The sequence below is a fragment of the Burkholderia sp. 9120 genome (assembly GCF_000745015.1).
In the GTDB taxonomy this organism is placed as follows: domain Bacteria; phylum Pseudomonadota; class Gammaproteobacteria; order Burkholderiales; family Burkholderiaceae; genus Paraburkholderia.
In genome coordinates this window covers 4117337-4137464 of sequence record NZ_JQNA01000002.1, presented here as the reverse complement: position 1 = coordinate 4137464, position 20128 = coordinate 4117337, and the positions used below count along the sequence as shown (strand labels likewise).

General features: G+C 56.2%; 15 protein-coding genes and 1 pseudogene. 11 read left to right on the top strand and 5 right to left on the bottom strand.

Features of this window, described 5'->3' with window-relative positions; all coding sequences use genetic code 11:
- Positions 1 to 21 precede the first annotated feature (21 nt).
- The 9 genes and pseudogenes from FA94_RS26670 (at position 22) to FA94_RS26630 (ending at position 11218) form a co-directional block, all read left to right on the top strand.
- Positions 22 to 1176: a KpsE/RkpR family capsule polysaccharide export protein gene (locus tag FA94_RS26670; RefSeq protein WP_035563119.1), complete on the top strand. Its 1155-nt coding sequence runs from the start codon at positions 22 to 24 to the stop codon at positions 1174 to 1176.
- 12 nt (positions 1177 to 1188) lie between these two features.
- Positions 1189 to 1980 (top strand): ABC transporter permease, encoded by a 792-nt coding sequence (locus tag FA94_RS26665; protein ID WP_408307147.1) that lies wholly within the window; start codon positions 1189 to 1191, stop codon positions 1978 to 1980.
- A pseudogene (locus tag FA94_RS26660) lies at positions 1977 to 2618 on the top strand (ABC transporter ATP-binding protein); the annotation flags it as partial. The gene FA94_RS26665 and the pseudogene FA94_RS26660, both read left to right, overlap by 4 nt.
- A 179-nt stretch (positions 2619 to 2797) precedes the next feature.
- Entirely contained in the window at positions 2798 to 5170 is a 2373-nt protein-coding gene (locus FA94_RS26655; RefSeq protein WP_035556896.1) for a glycosyltransferase family 32 protein, read from the top strand.
- A 55-nt stretch (positions 5171 to 5225) separates the two neighbouring features.
- A complete protein-coding gene (gene rfbF / locus FA94_RS26650) occupies positions 5226 to 6017 on the top strand; it encodes a glucose-1-phosphate cytidylyltransferase (RefSeq protein WP_353611445.1) in 792 nt (263 codons plus the stop codon).
- Positions 6005 to 7147 (top strand): CDP-glucose 4,6-dehydratase, encoded by a 1143-nt coding sequence (gene rfbG / locus FA94_RS26645; protein WP_231585144.1) that lies wholly within the window; start codon positions 6005 to 6007, stop codon positions 7145 to 7147. The genes rfbF and rfbG overlap by 13 nt, the downstream gene beginning before the upstream one ends.
- Before the next feature lie 12 nt (positions 7148 to 7159).
- Positions 7160 to 7591 carry a hypothetical protein gene (locus tag FA94_RS26640; RefSeq protein ID WP_035556894.1) on the top strand — a complete coding sequence of 144 codons (432 nt, stop codon included), beginning with the start codon at positions 7160 to 7162 and terminating at the stop codon, positions 7589 to 7591.
- Positions 7588 to 8472: an SDR family oxidoreductase gene (locus tag FA94_RS26635; RefSeq protein WP_081936123.1), complete on the top strand. Its 885-nt coding sequence runs from the start codon at positions 7588 to 7590 to the stop codon at positions 8470 to 8472. The genes FA94_RS26640 and FA94_RS26635 overlap by 4 nt, the downstream gene beginning before the upstream one ends.
- Before the next feature lie 166 nt (positions 8473 to 8638).
- Positions 8639 to 11218, top strand: coding sequence for a hypothetical protein (locus tag FA94_RS26630; RefSeq protein WP_035556891.1), 2580 nt, complete (start codon positions 8639 to 8641; stop codon positions 11216 to 11218).
- A gap of 76 nt (positions 11219 to 11294) precedes the next feature.
- On the opposite strand, the gene FA94_RS26625 is transcribed toward FA94_RS26630, so the two are convergent.
- On the bottom strand, positions 11295 to 12599 hold the full coding sequence (locus FA94_RS26625; RefSeq protein WP_035556889.1) for a glycosyltransferase family 4 protein: 1305 nt from the start codon (positions 12597 to 12599) through the stop codon (positions 11295 to 11297).
- A 112-nt stretch (positions 12600 to 12711) separates the two neighbouring features.
- Positions 12712 to 13878, bottom strand: a complete 1167-nt coding sequence (locus FA94_RS26620) for a polysaccharide biosynthesis/export family protein (protein ID WP_051980764.1) — start codon at positions 13876 to 13878, stop codon at positions 12712 to 12714.
- A gap of 161 nt (positions 13879 to 14039) precedes the next feature.
- Here FA94_RS26620 and FA94_RS26615 point away from each other — a divergent pair, with 161 nt between their 5' ends.
- Both FA94_RS26615 and FA94_RS26610 read left to right on the top strand, forming a co-directional pair.
- A complete protein-coding gene (locus FA94_RS26615) occupies positions 14040 to 15188 on the top strand; it encodes a glycosyltransferase family 4 protein (protein WP_035556886.1) in 1149 nt (382 codons plus the stop codon).
- On the top strand, positions 15189 to 17075 hold the full coding sequence (locus FA94_RS26610; protein WP_081936121.1) for a capsular polysaccharide export protein, LipB/KpsS family: 1887 nt from the start codon (positions 15189 to 15191) through the stop codon (positions 17073 to 17075).
- A gap of 108 nt (positions 17076 to 17183) precedes the next feature.
- On the opposite strand, the gene cyoD is transcribed toward FA94_RS26610, so the two are convergent.
- The 3 genes from cyoD to cyoB are packed head-to-tail and all read right to left on the bottom strand — an operon-like array spanning position 17184 to position 20125.
- Positions 17184 to 17516 (bottom strand): cytochrome o ubiquinol oxidase subunit IV, encoded by a 333-nt coding sequence (cyoD, locus tag FA94_RS26605; RefSeq protein ID WP_035556882.1) that lies wholly within the window; start codon positions 17514 to 17516, stop codon positions 17184 to 17186.
- A complete protein-coding gene (gene cyoC / locus FA94_RS26600) occupies positions 17517 to 18137 on the bottom strand; it encodes a cytochrome o ubiquinol oxidase subunit III (protein ID WP_035556881.1) in 621 nt (206 codons plus the stop codon). It abuts the gene before it with no gap.
- Positions 18137 to 20125 (bottom strand): cytochrome o ubiquinol oxidase subunit I, encoded by a 1989-nt coding sequence (cyoB, locus tag FA94_RS26595; RefSeq protein WP_035556878.1) that lies wholly within the window; start codon positions 20123 to 20125, stop codon positions 18137 to 18139. Before cyoB ends, cyoC begins: the two co-directional genes overlap by 1 nt.
- Between the last annotated feature and the right edge of the window lie 3 nt (positions 20126 to 20128).

Here is a 20128-nt window from a genome sequence, read left to right as displayed (position 1 = left end):
CTATTCAGTTTGGATAAAACGTTGGAAACAGTATCTAGCAACAACGAAGCGCTGCCGCCTTCGGGGAAAAAGAAAGGGCTGGTCGAACGTATCAAGGGCGTCAACCGCATTTTTGCGCTGACCGTCGTCGTGCCGACTACTATTGCGATTGTGTATTTTGGGTTGATCGCTTCGGATATTTATGTGTCCGAGTCTCGTTTTGTGGTGCGCAGTGCGCAACGGCAGAGTCAGACGAGCGTGGTGGGGGCGTTGCTGCAAGGAACTGGGTTTTCGCGGGCGCAGGACGATACCTACCCGGTGATTGACTATATTCAGTCGCGAGACGCGCTTAAGGAGTTGAATCAGAAGGACTATATTGCCACGGCCTATGGAAATCATGGCGACGTCTTGAGTCACTTTTCACGCAGCATCGACGACAGCTTCGAAGCCTTGTGGAAGTATTACGGCAGGCACGTTGTCTCCGTGGATTTCGATTCGACATCGGCTATTACGACACTCCAGGTTCGCGGCTATACCGCTAACGACGCAGAAAACATCAACGAGAAACTGCTCGAAATGAGCGAGCGACTCGTCAACCGCATGAACGAACGCGCGGCGACCGACACGGTCGAATTCGCGCAGCATCAGGTCGACTCGGCAGCCGGCAAGGCACAAGACGCGGCAGCGGCGCTTGCGACGTATCGTGATTCCTATACGGTTTTCGATCCGGAAAAGCAGTCGGCATTGCAATTGCAACAGGTCACGGCGCTTCAGACGCAGATGTTTGCCGCCCAGACGCAGTTGCTGCAACTTCAATCGATCGCGCCGCAAAATCCGCAGATTCCGGTTCTGAAGACCAGCATCGAGACGCTTCAAAAGCAGATTGAAGCCGCGACAGGCGGCGTGACAGGTGCCAAGAACTCTCTGTCGAGCAAAGCGGCGGCCTACGCGCGTCTGCAACTCGACTCGCAGTTTGCTGACAGGCAACTAGCATCAGCAATGGCCGCCTTGGAAAATTCTCGCGCCGAAGCCCAGCGCAAACAGCTTTACCTGGAGAGATTGGTTCAACCGAACACACCGGACGTCGCAATTGAACCGAAGCGATTGAAGTCCATTTTTGAGGTGTGCGCATTGGGAATGATTCTATGGGGCGTTCTGAGTCTGTTGCTCGCGGGCATGCGTGAACATCGCGACTAACAGGAGATGACGGTGAAGCAAAGAACGTCGCTGTATCGATCGTTCCAGATCCAATGCCGCGTGGTTGGCGCGCTGCTCATGCGCGAAATTCTGACCCGTTATGGACGGCATAACATCGGTTTTCTCTGGATTTTCTTCGAACCGATGTCGTTCACCCTTGGCGTAACGGCATTGTGGATCGCCGCGAAAGCAACCCATGGTGGCAATCTACCCATCACCGCATTCGCAGTGACGGGTTATTCGACCGTCCTGCTTTGGCGAAATTGCGCCAATCGATGCGCGCTCGCCATCCTTCCTAACCAAAGCCTTCTTTATCACCGCAATGTAAGGGTGATTGACCTGTTCCTTGCCCGAGTTGTCCTAGAAGTGGCTGGCGCAACCATGTCACTTATATTCCTAACGACGTTCTTCGTCGCGCTCGGTATGATGGCCCCTCCGCAGAACATCACATTGATGATTGCCGGTTGGATTTATCTGGCATTTCTCGGTATGGGCCTCGGATTTACGGTCGGCGCGTTGAGCGAGAAAAGTGAAACTCTCGATCGAATCTGGCACACAATTGCTTATCTGCTGTTTCCCCTGTCTGGGGCTCCATTCATGGTTGAGTGGTTACCCCCTGTCGCCCAGAAATTCGTCCTCCTGATTCCAATGGTGCACGGCGTGGAGATGCTGCGCAGCGGCTATTTCGGTACGCTGATCAAGCCGCACTACGATGTCAGTTACATGATTACGTCAGATCTAATCCTTCTTTTTATCGGTCTCGTACTTGTGCGCGATGTGAGCATGCGCGTGGAGCCGGAATGATCGAACTGGAAAACCTCTCAAAGGTCTATCGAACTCGACAAGGTCGCCGCACAGTGCTCGACAAGATAAACCTACGCGTCGAAAAAGGCGAAAAAGTAGGTATTTTGGGCCGTAATGGTGCAGGCAAGTCAACGATGATTCGCATGATCAGTGGAGCTGAACTGCCCTCTTCTGGCTCCATTGTGCGAGGAATGAGCGTTTCGTGGCCCTTAGCTTTTGGGGGCGCCTTTCAGGGCAGTCTTACCGGTATGGATAACCTGCGTTTCATTTGCAGAATATACGGCGCCGACGCGAAAGTCGCGGAACCGTTCGTCCATGAATTCTCCGAATTGGGATATTATCTCCGTGAGCCTGTAAAAGCCTATTCGTCCGGCATGCGTGCCAGACTTGCCTTTGCTATCTCAATGGCGATCGAATTTGACTGCTTCCTGATCGACGAAATCATTGCAGTCGGCGACAGTCGATTTCACGCGAAATGTCATCATGAACTGTTTGAACGTCGCAAGGACCGCTCGCTTGTCATTGTGAGCCACGACGCAGGATATATCAGAGAGCACTGCGACCGGGCGTCCGTCCTGATAGATGGAAAACTTCACAATTTCGAGAGTGTCGACGATGCCTACACCTGCTATCAGGACGGCGTCGCACCTATTCATGCTTCCGATCGCGGCGCCGAGAGCCTCCCGACTGAACCCCAAAGCGACATCGGGGAAAGCATAGAAGCCAGCGGCATAGCCACGACGGCGAACTGAGTCGCCGGACATTTATAAATAGATCTACATACTGAGTCGACAAGATCAATCAGCAGAGGGCCAACATGCCGATCCCGAAACAGAGTAATCCGAAGATTATTCACCGTATTTATTTCGACAACTTTTCCCCTTTTCATGATCCGTTCGAGCACTACCTCGAATCATGGGCGAGGGAGATGCCGGACTATAAGGTCATGCGCTGGAACATGACAAACCTCGACGTCTACGAAAATGCATGGACGACGACAGCCTTCAATAACGGTGCACCGGTATTTTTGTCGGAATACTTCCGCTGGAAAGTGCTAGCCGAATATGGCGGCATCTATCTAGATGCAGATTGCGAATTGCTGGACGGGAAGATCCTGCATGGTTTGATAGAAGATCTGTACTCTCAAGACGAGTACGACGTGTTCTTCGGCGTGGAAGAAAAGGAAAACGGCCACCCTACGGCGCAGACTTTCGCGGCGAAGAAAGGCGCCGAGCTCGTGCAATTCATGAAGAATCTGTACGATAACTGCTTACCTGACCTATGGCCGTGGCGCGAAAAGCGCGGTTTGATAGGTCCGCAACTGATGTCACTCCACTTCTTGAAGAAGGGCATCAACGTAGCCGACGACGGTTTCTTCAAAAACCTGGAAAGCCCCGTTGTGGCTGCGCGGGCGAAGGTTTATCCCCAAACCTATTTCTCGCCGAAGTTCACGATCCTTGGGGACACGCTCGACTACCAGGAAGGCAAAACGTGCATCTATCACATGTTTGCCAATTCTAACGTCGATTTCTCGAAGAACAAGTTTTCAAGGAAGGCGCGGGAGCAGGCGCTAACGTTCTCGGAATATCGCGAATCCTTGGCAAAGGCATCAGCTTTTCCCCGGCATTTCGACGCATCGTGGATGCAAACTCGTGTCGGTGTGCAAACCGAATCCGGCATCGAAGTTAACGTTCCCGACGGCGTGGCACTGTACGGTCCCTACGCAAGCCTGCCCCAGGGTAACTACGTCGCAAGAATCCAATGTACGACGCTCCCGCTGCACGGCACCGCCCACGTTGCGATTACCGAACGAAATGGCGCGAACACGCTGAATGAAGCAAGAATGTCGTTTCCGCTCAACCGTGACCGGGATCTACTTGTGCCATTCTCCACTTCCGTAAATGGCGCAAAAAATCTGGAAGTCGTGCTGTCCGTTCAAAACATTGATCGTATGACAATCAAATCTGTCGAGTTGGATCTAGACGTAATCAAAGCGCCGGCCGTAGGGAGCACAAAATCATTGGAGAAGACCAAGTCTCTGAAGATATTGCACCGCATCTATTTTGGCTTCGATGGCAAGCCTGATCAATTCCAAGCTTACTTGCGCACCTGGCAAGAGCAACTGCCTGACTTCAAGATCATGCACTGGAACGCATCGAACCTGCCGATGGACATTAACCCGTACGTCAAGAAGCTGCATGCAGAACGGGACCACGCGTTTCTGACTGACTTCTTCCGATGGTATGTACTCCGCGAATTCGGTGGATCGTATTTGGACGCCGACGTGGAAATCGTCAACGGAGACGTCTATCGCGGCCTGATCGAAGAACTCGAACAGCGTTCCGAATATGATGCTTTTATCGGCATTGACGAGAAGAAAGGCGGCTGGTACACCGCGCATTCAATGGCTTCGAAGCCCGATAGCGAAATAAGCAAATTCATGTGCGAGCTGTACACGAATTTCGGCAGTTTCACTGCATGGCGTAAGAAGGGCTTTTATTTCTGGGCACCGCAACTCGTTGCACTGTACTTCGCCAATAAGGGGCATCACGTCGACGGCATGGGTACCTCTCCGAACATCGACGCACCCGTGATCGTTGCGAATACGAAGATCTATCCGCAGGACTGGTTCTCCCCGCTCGCGCCGACCGGTAATCCGGCTCAGCCGTTCATTCTGAACGGACTGAGCGAAAACACCAGTTTGTGCCATCACTTTGCGTGCTCCTGGCACGACGCCGGCTCGATCTATCTCGATCATTCGCGAACCAAAGGCGGTCAGGCAAATACATTGCTCAAAGACATTGCCAGCCCGCAAGAATTCCAGTACTCGGGAGATGGTTCACAATTGAGCACCACCATTGGCATCAAGAGCGGCAACCAGATTCTGACCAATCGGTCGGCGGGTCATCTTGTTTATGGCCCGTACATCAATCTCGATAAAGGGAAATACAAGCTTTCGTATACCTTTGGAGATTACAAATCGCTGAAGGACACAGCTGTCGACGTGACCGCTAGCGCAGGTGAAATCACAGTGGTCAAATCGACACCTGTTCACAAGCTGGACTCGGACAAGAATTTTTCGATTGAATTTGAAGCCCACGAGGCACTCGAGAAAGTGGAGTTCCGCATGCACGTCAGCGCTCATTCAGACTTCGCGCTTTCCGGCGTCGCGCTTAAACGGCTGATCTAACATTCGCGCACGCATTTCCAAGCTTCTTATAAACAACATTAGCTATCAATCCGCTATGCAACAAGACCAAAAAATTCCCGTCGTACTTCTGGCCGGTGGGCTGGGAACTCGCCTGAGAGAGGAAACGGAAACCAAACCCAAACCGATGGTAGAGGTGGGCGGTTTTCCGATTCTGTGGCACATCATGAAGAACTATGCCTCATTCGGATTCAACGAATTTGTCATTTGCCTCGGCTACAAGGGCGAGAAGATCAAAGACTTTTTCCTGAACTACCACACCCGTCAAGGTAGCCTGACCGTTGATCTGGAAAACGGCGGCATTACAATGCATCAGGACTCGGGCAAGGATTCGTGGAAGGTTCATCTGCTCGATACTGGCGCGGAAACCATGACCGGCGGTCGTATCAAGCAGGCCTCGCAGTTCCTCGGAAATCGCACATTCATGGCGACTTACGGAGACGGCGTGGCAAATGTGAATATCAGCGATCTGGTGGCTCACCATCGCGCGCAGCGTCGCCTTGCAACACTGACTGCCGTTCGCCCGCCTGCCCGCTTCGGTGGCCTCGCGATCAATGACGCTTCGGTCACCACTTTCACCGAAAAACCGCAGATCGGCGAAGGTTGGATCAACGGTGGATTCATGGTTTTCGAACCGCAGATTGTTGACTTGATCGAATCGAATGAAACGATTCTGGAACGCACTCCGCTTGAATTGCTTGCGAGAGATAAAGAACTGAGCGCGTTTTGCCATGACGGATTCTGGCAATGTATGGACACTGTTCGCGATCTCGTTTTTCTGCGCGAGTTGTGGGACAAAGGCAACGCCCCGTGGAAATGCTGGAAATGACGCTTAAAGCTGGAGAATTTAACGTGCCCCTTTTCAATAATGCGTACAGCGGCCGCAAGGTCCTGATCACTGGACATACCGGCTTCAAGGGAAGCTGGCTCGCGACATGGTTGGCGAAACTAGGTGCGCACGTGTGCGGCTACTCGAACGGCATTCCTACGACTCCGTCCCTGTTCGAAGCAGCCTCAATTCATAAAAGTATCCGCCACGAAATTGGCGATATTCGTGATGTTGAGCGCCTCCGAGCCCTGCACCGCGAGTTCAAGCCCGATTTCGTGTTCCATCTCGCGGCCCAAGCCATCGTCTCGACCTCGTATGCGGAACCGTTCGAAACCTTCGGCGTGAACGCAATGGGGACGGCGGCCGTACTCGAAGCGCTGCGTGAGGCCGATTGGCCGTGCGTGGCTGTTGTTATTACCAGCGACAAAGCCTACGACAACGTCGAGTGGCCTTGGGGATATCGGGAAACCGATCGCCTCGGTGGCAAGGACATCTACAGCGGCTCCAAGGGCGCGGCAGAACTCGTCTTCAATTCGTACTTTCACTCGTTCTTTACGAAGCCGGGCCACCCTGTCCGTCTGGCGACAGCTCGAGCCGGAAATGTCATAGGTGGCGGCGACTGGGCAGCCGATCGAATTGTCGCGGATTGCATTCGCGCGTGGTGCAACAACAAACCTGTCCAGATTCGCAGCCCCAACGCTACGCGTCCGTGGCAGCACGTGCTTGAGCCGTTGAGCGGCTATCTGACGCTAGCCAGCAGGATGGTGGATCGAGCAGAACTTAACGGTGAGAGTTTTAATTTCGGGCCGCGCGCGGAACAGAATGCGACGGTTCTCGAACTGCTTGCGTCGCTGGCCAAAGTCTGGGGTTTCGAAAATCCGAGCGAAGGCTACGTCGTAACTAATAACTCCCCTTTCCAGGAATCCAGCCTACTCAAGCTCAATATTGACAAAGCATTGCTAGAACTGCGTTGGGAACCCAATCTATCTTACGCGGAATGCATGGAGATGACTGGAGTCTGGTATCGCGACGTTCAGAAATCGGACGCTCCGGCATTGGAACTGACCACTCGCCAGATCGCGGAGTACGAGCGCGCTGCGGGTGAACGCCAAAGAACCTGGGCACAATAGGAGCATTGCAAAATGCAGGGAATTCTATTCACTCCTTTGAAGCGGATCGTTACTGCGGGCGGCGATGTGCTGCATGGGATGAAGGCGACTGATCATGGTTTTGCTGGCTTCGGTGAGGCCTACTTTTCGATGGTAGAAAAAGGCGCAATCAAAGGCTGGAAGTTGCACCGCACCATGACGCTCAACTTCGTGGTTCCCTGTGGGGAGGTGCAGGTTCGCGTCTATGACGAAGCATCGAATACGAGCCGTGATTTCCGGCTCGGGCCCAGCACGGCCGAGACTTATGGGCGCTTGACCATCTCGCCCGGGCTATGGGTCGCATTTGGTGGCTTGGGAGAAGACACAAACCTGCTGCTTAACCTTGCCAGCATTCCACACGATCCCTCCGAGTCGGAGCGACGCGACATTGAAGCCTTTTCGTGGGCCTGGTTGGAAACACGATGAATAAATTCGTCCTCACAGGAGGTAGCGGGCTGCTAGGCGGCGCATTCCAGAACGTACTGGCTGACTTCGATCTCGCCCACCTGAATCGTGATCAATTCAGAACGTTAAGCGAGAAAGCGCTGGTTGAGTCGATCCAATCGGCGCGACCAACCGTCGTCATCAATTGCGCAGCGGCTACCAACGTTGAATCTGCCGAGCAGAATCCAAACGATGACGTCGTGGCTAATACCTATCTGCCCGGAATTCTGGCACGGGCGTGTCGTGAAGCTGGAGCACTGCTGGTTCACTTCTCAAGCACCGGTTGCTATGGTGACTGGAAAACCGAGCCGTACTTGGAAACCGATGAACTGCGCCCAACCACGGTGCATCACCGAAACAAAGTGGCCGGCGAGGCCGCGATCGTGCAGAGCGGCTGCCGTCATATCATTGTTCGAACGGGTTGGCTCTACGGAGGTGCACCGGCGCTGAGCAAAAATTTCGTCTGGAAGCGTCTACTCGAAGCACGCAGCAAGCCCGAAATGACCAGCGATGCATCTCAACGGGGCAACCCGACCTATATCGGAAGTGTCGCTCGGCAAGTCATGAGGATTGTCGATTCTGGAGAGACTGGAGTCTTCAACGTCGTCGCGCAAGGTGTCGCTAGCCGGTTTGAGTACGTGGCGGCGATCGTCGAAGCTTCCGGCTTATCGTGCAGGGTCAGTCCGGGACCCGCCTTCGCGCGGGTCGCAAAGGTATCTCCGAATGAAGGGGCATTAAATGCCCGACTGCAGGCACTTGGCATCGACATGATGCCGACATGGAATGAGTCTCTTGAAGTCTACGTGCGTGAAATGCTTCAATCCCCAACATGGACGGCATTGACCAACGACACGGCCGCGTAGATTACTGCTGGGCATTGGAAAGAGGATTGCGGTGGTGAAGAGCAGAGGAAGTGTGGAGATTTACGTCTCAACCAGTGGCACGGTGTTCGAACGGGTAAATTCCAAAGTACATTACCGCTACTCAATGATGGCCATGCCCCGGCTATCGACGCCCTCGAAAGGATAAATGATGCGGGTACTTTTTTTCCTCGAGCCAGTGATTTTCCGAAATTCACCGTCGCTCATATCCGCCCATTTTCTGTGGGTGGACTACTTCAGACGCGCCTGCGAAAAAGAAGGCTGGCAATTTGCGCTAACGGCCAACGAGTCGACGTGCAAAAATTGGAGCGATGCCCATCCCGACGCCACCGGAGCAGTCACACTTTACGAAATCAATCCGTTCGAGACGCTCGCCGCGTTCAACCACGAACGCAGAAGCTATGCCAAGGCAGCATACAGCCAATCCGAAGAGAGCAATCCACTGCTAGAGCGGCTCATTGATATCCGCAAACTGTACGCGCCCACGTTGATTGTGATGTCGTCGCAGAATTCGTTTGCTCAACGCGCCTTCGCCGGGATAGCTATTCTTAGCATCGAGCAAGCTCCGTTGCCACGACTCGGTCATCCCATGCGCACGGCATTCGATCCGATCGGACACCAGACGAAGTCATTGCTGGAAACGAGTGCCGACGAGATCAGCTCGCTCCCTCTGACCGCGCAGGTTCGCCGTGAGGCGATGAGCTTGCTGTCAGCGATCAAGCAAACCGCCCACATCGCAGATGCGCGCGGCGTCCAGGTTGTCGCAGCGCTAGACGAGTTCCGGCGCGAAGGTCCGGTCGCTCTGCTCGTGACGCAACCCACCGATGCCGTGACCTATGAGGGTGCATATCAACCCATCGAGCTCGAAAACCTTCTCTATGCGTGGGCTCAAGCGCTTCCACCTGGTTGGATTGGTGTCCCGACCTACCACGGCGGCCAGCGTTTAACCGAAGACATGGAGGCCGCGCTGGCCGCCGCGACAAACCGCCTGCGCTTCCTGCCGCAAACGTTGTCGTTGGGACTTTCAGAACCCATGCTGCTTAGCGCCGACGGAATGGTCACAATATCATCGACTTCGGCGATGACCGGCCTCCTGTTTCAAAAGCGCGTGATCGTCACTGGACGCTCGCCATACAATACTTGGTGCCTAAGCGACCCGGCCAGAATTGCCGAGGCTCCCGTTCTAAGCGACGAACAGGTTGCATCGGTACTGTGTTTTCTTACCAACAGGCTCACCCTGTCGCATGAAGTTCTCGACAAAACGATCGATCCACTCATCGATCTGGTAAAAGCGGTGACGACATCCGGTGATCCGGTGAAGTGGCTCACTGACATATCCGAGTGGACACCTGAACGAGCCGCACAGCTATTCAGATTTCGAGGGTGTGTGAAGGACACCCGGGACGGTTTGCAAGGTTGTTTGCGTGAACAACTAGAACGCCAACTAGGCGAAACTCTTGCCCAGAGCAACGTATTCGAATCCGAATGGAAAGCAGCGGTCACCGATCGTGATCGTGTCAATCAAAAGTTAGCGGACGTAGCCTTCGAGCGGGACGCCTTGCGCGCGGAATTGACAGCGGCCATTTCCGAAAGGGAAAACCTGCAGCGAGAGTCTGCAGCGAAGTCTTTCGAATTGGAAAGTCTATCGAATAGCGCTGCTGCTACGGGTGAGCGCCTTAACGGACTAGTCGCTGCAATTACAGCCGAGAGGAATCTGCTTGGTGAAAAATTGGGTACATCGCACAAGGACCGCGAATCGGATGCTCTCGCATTTGCTACCAAAGGCGCTGAGTGGGACGTTCGCTGGAGCGTTGCCGCTGCAGATCGTGAACAGTTGCGAGAGCAACTGACGAAGCTTGTCGGCGAGCGCGACACAGTCCAGGCGGACGCGCTCATCCTCCAACAGAATCGCGAGGCGCTTTGCCGGGAGCTCGCTGACAAAACCGCGGAATTTGAAGAAGAGCGGATTATCTACATGGCCGAGTGCAATCAACTGCGCGAACAAATTGCCACTTGGATCGGCGAACACGACAAGATTCGAACCGAAGCAATCGCTGCGGCGAACGAATCTGCCCGTCTGTCGCTTGAACTGTCAGAAGCGGTCTTTGAACGCGAAAAGCTTAGCGTGGCGCAGATAGCGCTTTGTGAACATCACCAGCAACAGCAGGAAACGCTCACGGCGGAGGTCGCGCGAGGGGACGATCTACGGACAAAAAATCAGCAATTCAGCGAAAAGCACGCGCATTTTGTCAAGGATTTGGCAGATCGAAAGGCGGAGATCGAAAGGCTTCGCGTTGCATCGGCGGAAGAAGCGAAACAACACTCAGCCGCGGCCGCGGAAATTGCCTGCTTGGCCCGCGAGTTGGCCACCGCCAAGATGAAGGTGGCCACGCTGACCGAGCAGCACGACAAGCTCAAACAGGAACTCGACGTTGAATCTGCTCGCGGAGACAGCGCTCGGGCTGAATCAGATATCCGGGCCTCCGAACTCGAGCGACAGTCTCGGTCACTCGAACAGGCTACGCAGCAGTACAGCATAGCGTGTGCCGAACTTACGGGATCTCTGGAACAGCGAGATAGCCTTAACGCCCAATTACGGTCCTACATAGATTGGACCAAAACTTATCGACTTTCGATCGCCTCCCTTCCTCTCTGGCGCCTGGCCATGCACTACAAAAAAATCGCTACGGAAGAGGATCAACTCGGTCTGCCCAAAGAGCCGACCTGATCGATTCATAATTGCGACGTCAAATGGCCTCCAACTAGGAGGCCATTTTGCTCAGCATCGACGTCCGACTGCGCGCTTACATCACCTTCTCGTACATGTTCATCAGTCGCGTGCGGTAGCTCTGCGCGTCGAAGATCATTGCCCGCTCGGCGCCCGCCAACGTCAATTGACGACGAACCTCGTGATCTTGATCGAGTATTTTCAGCCCGCGCGCAATCGCTGCAACGTCGTACGGATCGACGTACACACTCGCATTGCCGGCAACTTCCGGCAACGAGCCCTCGGTCGAGCAGAGGGTCGGGACGCCCAACTGCATGGCTTCGAGGATGGGCAGGCCAAAGCCTTCGTACAACGACGGAAACACGACCGCCTTGGCCGCGCGAATCAAACTTAGAAGAAATGGACGAGGCGCATAATCGAAAACCTGGATTCGCTCGCTCAAACCGGCACGCTGCTTTAGCATGCTATCTAACAACTTCATTTCCTCGCCAGACTTCCAGGCCATTGCGCCTACGATCACGAGCTTTGCGTCCAGACGCGCAGACAGAAATGCTTCGATCAGTCGTGCGACGTTCTTTTTCGGTTCGATCGCCCCAAAGAAAAGGAAGTAACTCTGCGGGGCAAGGCCATAGATACCGGCGACTTCCAATTCTGCCTCACTCTGACTCTTGGTGCCCGCCACCAGACTAGTTTCTACCGATTGATACGTATTCGTGATTTTGGATTCAGGCACCTCGAACAAACGAAGGATGTCTTCTTTAGATTTTTCAGAAACTGTGCAGATGTGCTTGCCGTTTTCGATACAGCCTTTTATTAAGCGATGGTAGTACCGCTTGTTATCGAGCGTTGTGTATGGAAGGCGTAGCGGCACCAGATCGTGAATGGTATAGATATTCGGAACGCCAACCACTTTGATAGGCAAAGGGTAGGTCCAATGCATGACGTCCGGTGGCTCCGAAAAACGAACCCTTAGAAATTTGTTATATTTTTTGAAATAACGGCGAGAAACGTTGAATAGATTTTCAACATTAAATATTTTCGATTCTTCCGGCAACCGTCCAGCAAAACGACGCGCCTCTACTTTTCCTGTCGTCGGGATATCGATGACCTTGTATCCCAAAGGCGCACGAAACAGCTCTTTGGTCTGCGCGTAGGCATCCGAAACCCAGCCTTTTTTTGGCGCTGTGCCGCCAAGGTAATCGAAGAACGAGATTTCACGCATTAGCGGCGTCTGACTGGCCGAGATTGGGCCACCGTACAGGCTCCACGAATCCCAGCCAGCTTCTTTGATGTTGTCAGCCAGATTTTTGGCGTAAGTGGCCACGCCCGTCCCCCGCTGCAATGCCAAGTTATGTCCATCGATTGCGACAACGCGCTTCATTTCGCCCTTTCTTTATTTAATTAGTCTGCATTACAGTGCAGAAACGGCCGTTCGTTTCGCATTTTCAACAACCCGTGCCGCTCTCTCTTAGGTCTGCGCACGGGACCCGTCGTTACTTAAACGTCTGAACCCCCGTAATCACCGGATACGCCACCGAGAACACCACATTCAAGAACTTCTGCACCTCGGCGATCGGCGCATTCGACACGTACAGCAGATCCTTGTTATCCATCATAAAACTCTGCGCGACGAAGAACGAATTCGGGTCACGAAGGTTCACGCGATAAACCACCGGCACTTTGCCATCCGCGGTAGTGCGCACGGGCGTATTCGGCCACGGCAATGCTTTTGCGTCTTCGAGCCGGAAAATAAACACGCCCTGTGCATCCGACCGTGAATCTTCCAGGCCACCCGCGCGAGCCAACGCCTGCGCCAACGTAATGCCTTGCGCCTCGAAATTGATTTCCTGATTCTTGCCGGTCGCACCCAGCGACGTAAAGCTAAACGGCTGAAACAATGCAGTGACCACGTCGCCCGCATGCAGCGGCACGTTCTGACGCGGATCGCGAATCACCGTTTCAAGCGGCAGCGACGCCACGATGTCGCCACGCGTGACCTGAAGCGTGATCTTGTCGACCGGCTGTTTGACGCCGCCGGCAGTCGCCAATGCATCGAGCAGACGCTCGCCACGCGCGCTCAGCGGCATCCGGTTGCTACTCGCCACGTCGCCCACCACCGTGACGTACGACGTCGCATTGCGCGAGAGCTTCACCAGGACCTGCGGATCGTGCGCGATGTTCTTCAGGCGCGCCGTGATATCACGCTGCAATTGGGTCGGCGTACGGCCCACGGCTCTCAATTCGCCGGCGAAAGGCACATTGATCTTGCCGTCGCCGTCGATAGTCTGATCGGGCAGAACCGTTACACGTGCATTGGTCGTACCGCCCTTCGAATCGATTTGCGCGGCGCCGAACAGCGTGGCGGGCGGCGCTTCCCAGATCGATACCTCGATCGTGTCGCCTACGCCAAGCTGCTGCTGGAACGTCGTGCTATTACCCAACGTAGCCGAGAAGTCGCCGATACTGCGCTCCGCAAAGAGCTTGCGCGCGACCTCATCCGTCACATCGACAATCTGGATCCCCGCCGGATTGGCGGCAGCGCCGGCATTGTTTATTTGTGAAGTACTGGGCCCCGAAGTCGGAATACTCGAGCAACCACTCAGCGAGACCGCCCCAAAGGCGACTGCGGCAAAAACCATACGACTAGACAGACGCGACATTTATTGCAACAGTTAGCAAGAGTTAGTAAGTAAAACTTTGGCGCGGATTGTCTCATGCACTCGGGTAGAATGGCGCGTTCTCGAGAAAAATGATTAGCAGAAGCACGAAAAAAAGTTCTGCGCGCCAGATAACAAAACCGCCAAAACCGTTCTACGCTCACGTGTCAACCCTCTTTCTCGACGTCACACGTCTTCTTACGCGCCTATTTGACGGGCTTTTGCCCACCGGCGTAGATCGCGTCGGCCTCGCCTACATTGAAAAATACGGCGCTAAATCACGTGCCATTCTTAGCGAGCGCGGCTTTTCCACGATGTTGAGTGAACGGGATTCGCAGCAAACGTTTGCATGGCTTCTCGCGTCCACTCGAAATCGGAATGCAATTCGCGCGCTAATCGCGCGCGCCTGCCTAAATCGCCTGCGAGAAACAAGGCTTAGCGGAATCCTGTTGCACACCAGTCACAACGGCATGGAATTCGACCGTTATTACGACGCAATGACACGGCGCCAGATTCGCTCCGTATTCATGGTTCACGATCTGATTCCGCTGACACACGCAGAATATTGTCGCCCCGGCATCGATTCGATTCATCGGCGCCGTATGCACACAGCATTAAATCGGGCAAGCGGACTGATCATGAATTCGCAGGCCACGCTCGACTCGCTCACGGCCGAAGCGCAACGCGCCGGCCTCGAACAACCGCCCTGCGTGGTCGCACGTCTGGCCTCCGGCGTCATGCAACGCCCTCCTGCACCGCGTCCATTGCCCACGCCTTACTTCGTGATGCTCGGCACGATCGAGCCGCGCAAGAACCACTGGTTCATCCTGCACGTATGGCGCCGTCTCGTCGAACAACTCGGCGCGACCGCCCCGAAACTCGTCGTGATCGGCCGGCGTGGTTGGGAGTGCGAGAACGTCGTCGACATGCTGGAGCGCTGCGATAGCCTGAAAGGCGTCGTGATAGAAGAATCGCACTGCTCCGACGAGCAGTTGCATGCCTATTTGCAACACGCTCAGGCGCTCTTGTTCCCTTCGTTTGTCGAAGGCTATGGCATGCCGCTCGCCGAAGCACTCGCACTCAGAGTACCGGTACTCGCAAGCGATCTGGATGTATTCCACGAAATCGCCGACAACATTCCCGAGTACCTCGATCCACTGGACGGTCCGGGTTGGCTTGCTCGCATTCAGGCCTACTCTCGCGCGAATAGTCCCGAGCGTGATGCTCAATTGAAGCGTATCGAGAACTTTCGCGAGCCCACGTGGGCAGAACATTTCGAACACGTCGACGGCTTTCTCGAGACGCTGCGCTAGATGAAGCAACGTGTCGATGCCACCTGGCCCGGTCCTGTCTGGTCGCGCGGGCCATCGGGCACACCTTTACTGTCGTGGTTCGTCGTACCGCTGCGCGATACGCGCGCCGAAACGTTCGCTGCCGCTTTGAATTCGGCGTTAAGCCGTAGCGATGAAGAAGACGGACCGTACACCGGGTCAGCCGTCGAACGTCTGATGCAACGTTTCGCGCGCAGCCATGCGTCGACCGTGCGCCGCGCGCACAGCAACTGCCCCGCCGCGCTACTCGAAACCAGCCGCACAACCCGCGTGATGCTCATCGACGAGCGCGCGCGATCGAACAGCCTCGGCGCAGTCGCAACACGCAACTCATCGCAGGCATTCGCGCGTATGTTGCAAACCGCGCACGCGAAACATCCGCACGCCGAATTCTGGCTCGCACGATCGGACGATCAAGGCAGTGGGCGCTGGCTGTCGGCATCGACGGACATGTTGCCGCCCGGCATTCAACGCGTGGCCGAACACGAATCGTTGTGCGCCTCGTTGGCGCATGTCGATCACGTCTTTACGCTCGGCGCGCCGGAAGGCATGCAAGCGCTGCTCGCGGGCGTTCAGGTTCACACGTTCGGCACACCCTATTACGCAGGCTGGGGCTTAACCCACGACGACCTGCTCTTCCCGCAACGCACCGCCCGCCCCACGCTCGCCGCCTTGTTCGACGTAGTGTTCCTGCGCTTCACCCGCTACCTGAACCCGGCCACGCACACACCCGGCACGCTCGACGATCTGCTCGACAGCATCGAATTGCAGCACGCAGTACAACAGCGCTTCGCCGATCTACAGCAGGTGGTGGGCATCCGCTTCCAATGGTGGAAGCGCCCGTTCGCGACGCCGTACATCGGCGCTAGCGGAGCCGCATTGCGCTGGACGCAAACGCCGCAATCGGTGCAGACCAACGAATGCGCGGTACTGTGGGGCGCTCGCAGCGCGGAAGGCCTCGCGCCCGAGGTTCAGCGCGTTCGCATTGAAGACGGCTTCTTTCATTCGACGGGACTCGGCTCGGACATGATCGCGCCGCGCAGCCAGGTGATCGATCGTCGCGGCCTCTATTTCGACGCGAGCCAGCCCAGCGATCTGAGCGTGCTGCTGAACGAAACCACCTTCTCCGAAGCCGAATTGGCGCGCGCGGCAGCCTTGCGCGACAAGGTCGTGAAACTCGGCGTCACCAAGTACAACCTCGGTCGTCGGCGGCCCGCGTGGACCGCGCCGGCGGGCAAACACATCGTGCTGGTGCCCGGCCAGGTGGCCGACGACGCGTCGATTCGCCTCGGCACACGCGCGATCGGCACGGCCGACGCGTTGCTGCGCGAAGTGCGCAGATTGCGTCCCGATGCCTTCGTGGTCTACAAGCCGCACCCCGATGTACTGTCGGGCAATCGACAGGGACTCGTCGACGCGCAACAACTCGCGGATATCGTCGATACGGAAAGCGATCTGTTGTCGCTCGTCGACGCGGCGCATGAAGTTCACACGTTATCGTCGCTGGCCGGCTTCGACGCGCTATTACGCGGCAAAGCGGTGTTCACCTACGGACTGCCGTTCTACGCCGGCTGGGGATTGACCCACGACGCGCTCGCGCCGCTGCCGTGGCGGCATCGCACGTTGACGCTCGACATGCTATGCGCGGGCGCGTTGCTGCGCTATCCGCTCTACTGGGACTGGCACACGCGCCTCTTCACCACACCGGAAGCCGTGGTGGAACAACTCGCGCCGCAAGCTGCCCGCCCGCTCGAAAAAGTGCGCGGTAACCGCATGCGGCCGCTGCTCAAAGCAATTCGCTGGACACGCAACGGAATACGCCATGCCGCATGGCGCGTCCAGCAGCGGCTCAGGAATCGCACGCAATAGAACGTGAACTAGCCGCGGCTCTTCAACTGCATCGCGACGAAGACAAGGAAAAAGCCCCGCAAGACTTTCGTCTTGCGGGGCTTTTCAACAACCAGCTGCGTTTTCCGCTTAGCGGGACATCATGTGCATGCTGACGTTATGCATGACCCACAACGTGCCGCCGATCACGATCACCGCGGTCAGCACCGTGAAGGCGAACGCCATCACGTTCCAACGCTGCGCCGACGACGAATTCAAATGCAGGAAGAACACCAGGTGAACGACGATCTGCACGAACGCGAGACCCGCGATCGCGAGCAGTGCATTCTCACCGGACAGCGTGCCCGTCATCACGAGCCCGAAAGCCGCGACGGTCAGAACAACGGAGAGAATGAAACCGATCGTATAGCTGCCGAGGCTGCCGTGACCTTCACCCGAGTGTGCGTTATGGCTATGGTCCATTTAGATCACGCTCGCAAGATAGACAAAGGTGAAAACGCCGATCCACACGACGTCCAGAAAGTGCCAGAAAAGGCTCAGGCACGTCAGGCGAATCATGTCGCGTTCGGTCAGGTCGCGGTGCCGCGTTACCTGAATGGCGAGCACCACCATCCAGATCAGGCCGAACGTGACGTGCAGACCGTGCGTGCCGACCAGCGTGAAGAACGACGACAGGAACGCGCTACGGCTCGGACCCGCGCCTTCGGCGATCAGGTGCGAGAACTCGCGCAATTCCAGCACCAGGAACGACAGACCGAGCAGGAACGTTACGCCGAGCCAGAAGAGCAACACGCCCTTACGGTTCTTGTACGCGCCCAGCATCGCGAAACCATACGTGATACTGCTCAGCAGCAGCATCGTGGTCTCCAGCGCGACGCCCGGAATCTCGAACAGGTCCTTGGCGGTCGGGCCGCCGGCGAACTGGTGGCCCATCACCGCGAACACAGCAAACAGCGCCGCGAAGATGATGCAGTCGGTCATCAGGTACAGCCAGAAACCGAACACCGAATGCGACGGCACGTGGTCCGCGTCGTGGTGATGCGCGTCTGCGGCTGCGCCCACGTTAATTGTATTGCTCGACATCAATCCACCTCCATCGCCAGCTGGGCGCCTGCGCCCGAGCGCTTCTCTTCGATCGCCGCGACTTCAGCCGCCGGGATGTAATAGCCTTCGTTCTTCTGGAAGCTGTAGACAATCACCGTGCCGATCGAGCCGACCAGACCGATGATAGCCAGCCACCAGATGTGCCAGACACCGGCAAAGCCAAGGACCAGCGAGAACATCGCAGCGATCAGACCCGCCGACGTGTTCGACGGCATGTGAATGTCGCGATACACCGGCTTGGCTTGCGCGCTCTTGTCCGCCTTCATGTCGGCGAACGCGTCCAGCTTGCGCACCGTCGGAATGATGGCGAAGTTATACGACGGCGGCGGCGAGCTCATGGCCCATTCCAGCGTATGGCCGTCCCACGGATCGCCCGTGAGGTCGCGGTTCTCCGGCAAATTGCGATCGCGAATGCTGACCACGATCTGCAACACCTGGAAAGCGATACCGATAGCGATCAGGCCCGCACCAGCTGCGGCCAGGATCAGCCACGGGTGCCACAGCGGGTTGTCGTAGTGGTTGATACGGCGCGTCATGCCCATGAAGCCGAGCACGTACAGCGGCGTGAACGCGACCCAGAAACCGATCTGCCAGAACCAGAACGAAGCCTTGCCCAGCTTTGCATTCAGCTTGAAGCCGAACGCCTTCGGGAACCAGTAGTTGAAGCCGGCCAGATAACCGAACAGCACGCCACCGATAATCACGTTGTGGAAGTGAGCGATCAGGAACAGGCTGTTATGCAGCACGAAGTCCGCGCCCGGGATCGCCATCATCACGCCGGTCATGCCGCCGATGGTGAAGGTGATCATGAAGCCGATGGTCCACAGGATCGGCGGCGTGAATTCCAGACGGCCCTTGTAGATCGTGAACAGCCAGTTGAACACCTTCACGCCGGTCGGAATCGCGATCACCATCGTGGCGATACCGAAGAACGCGTTGACGTCGGCGCCCGAACCCATCGTGAAGAAGTGATGCAGCCACACGAGGAACGACAGCACCATGATCGCGCAGGTCGCCCACACCATCGTCTTGTAGCCGAACAGCGGCTTCTTGGCGAAGGTCGCCACGACTTCCGAGAAAATACCGAACGCCGGCAGGATCAGGATGTACACCTCAGGGTGACCCCATGCCCAGATCAGGTTCAGGTACATCATGGCGTTACCGCCACCGTCGTTCGTGAAGAAGTGCATGCCGAGGTAACGGTCCAGACCGAGCAGCGCGAGCGTCACGGTCAGGATCGGGAACGACGCCATGATCAGCACGTTGGTGCACAGCGCGGTCCACGTGAACACCGGCATCTTCATGAAGGTCATGCCCGGGGCGCGCATCTTCACGATCGTCGCGAAGAAGTTCACGCCGGTCAGCAAGGTGCCGATACCGGAGAGCTGCAAGCTCCACAGGTAATAGTCGACCCCGACACCCGGACTGAACTGCAATTCGGACAGCGGCGGATAAGCCAGCCAGCCCGTTTGCGCGAATTCACCGATCACCAGCGAGATGTTGATCAGGATCGCGCTGACTGCCGTCATCCAGAAGCTCAGCGAGTTGATGAACGGGAACGCTACGTCGCGCGCGCCGATCTGCAACGGCACGATGATGTTCATCAGGCCGATCATGAACGCCATAGCCATGAAGAAAATCATGATGACGCCGTGCGCCGTGAACACCTGGTCGTAGTGATGCGGCGGCAGGTAGCCCGGGTTCGCATACGCGAGGGCCTGTTGCAGACGCATCATGATCGCGTCCGCGAAGCCGCGGAACAGCATGATCAGCGCGATCACGATGTACATCACACCGATCTTCTTGTGGTCGACCGACGTGAGCCACTCGGTCCACAGGTAGCGCCACTTGCCGAAATAGGTGATCAGACCCAGCACCGTCGCACCGCCGAGGGCGATCATCACGGCCGTGACCATGATGATGGGCTCGTGGTACGGAATCGAGTCTAGTGAGAGTTTGCCGAACATGCG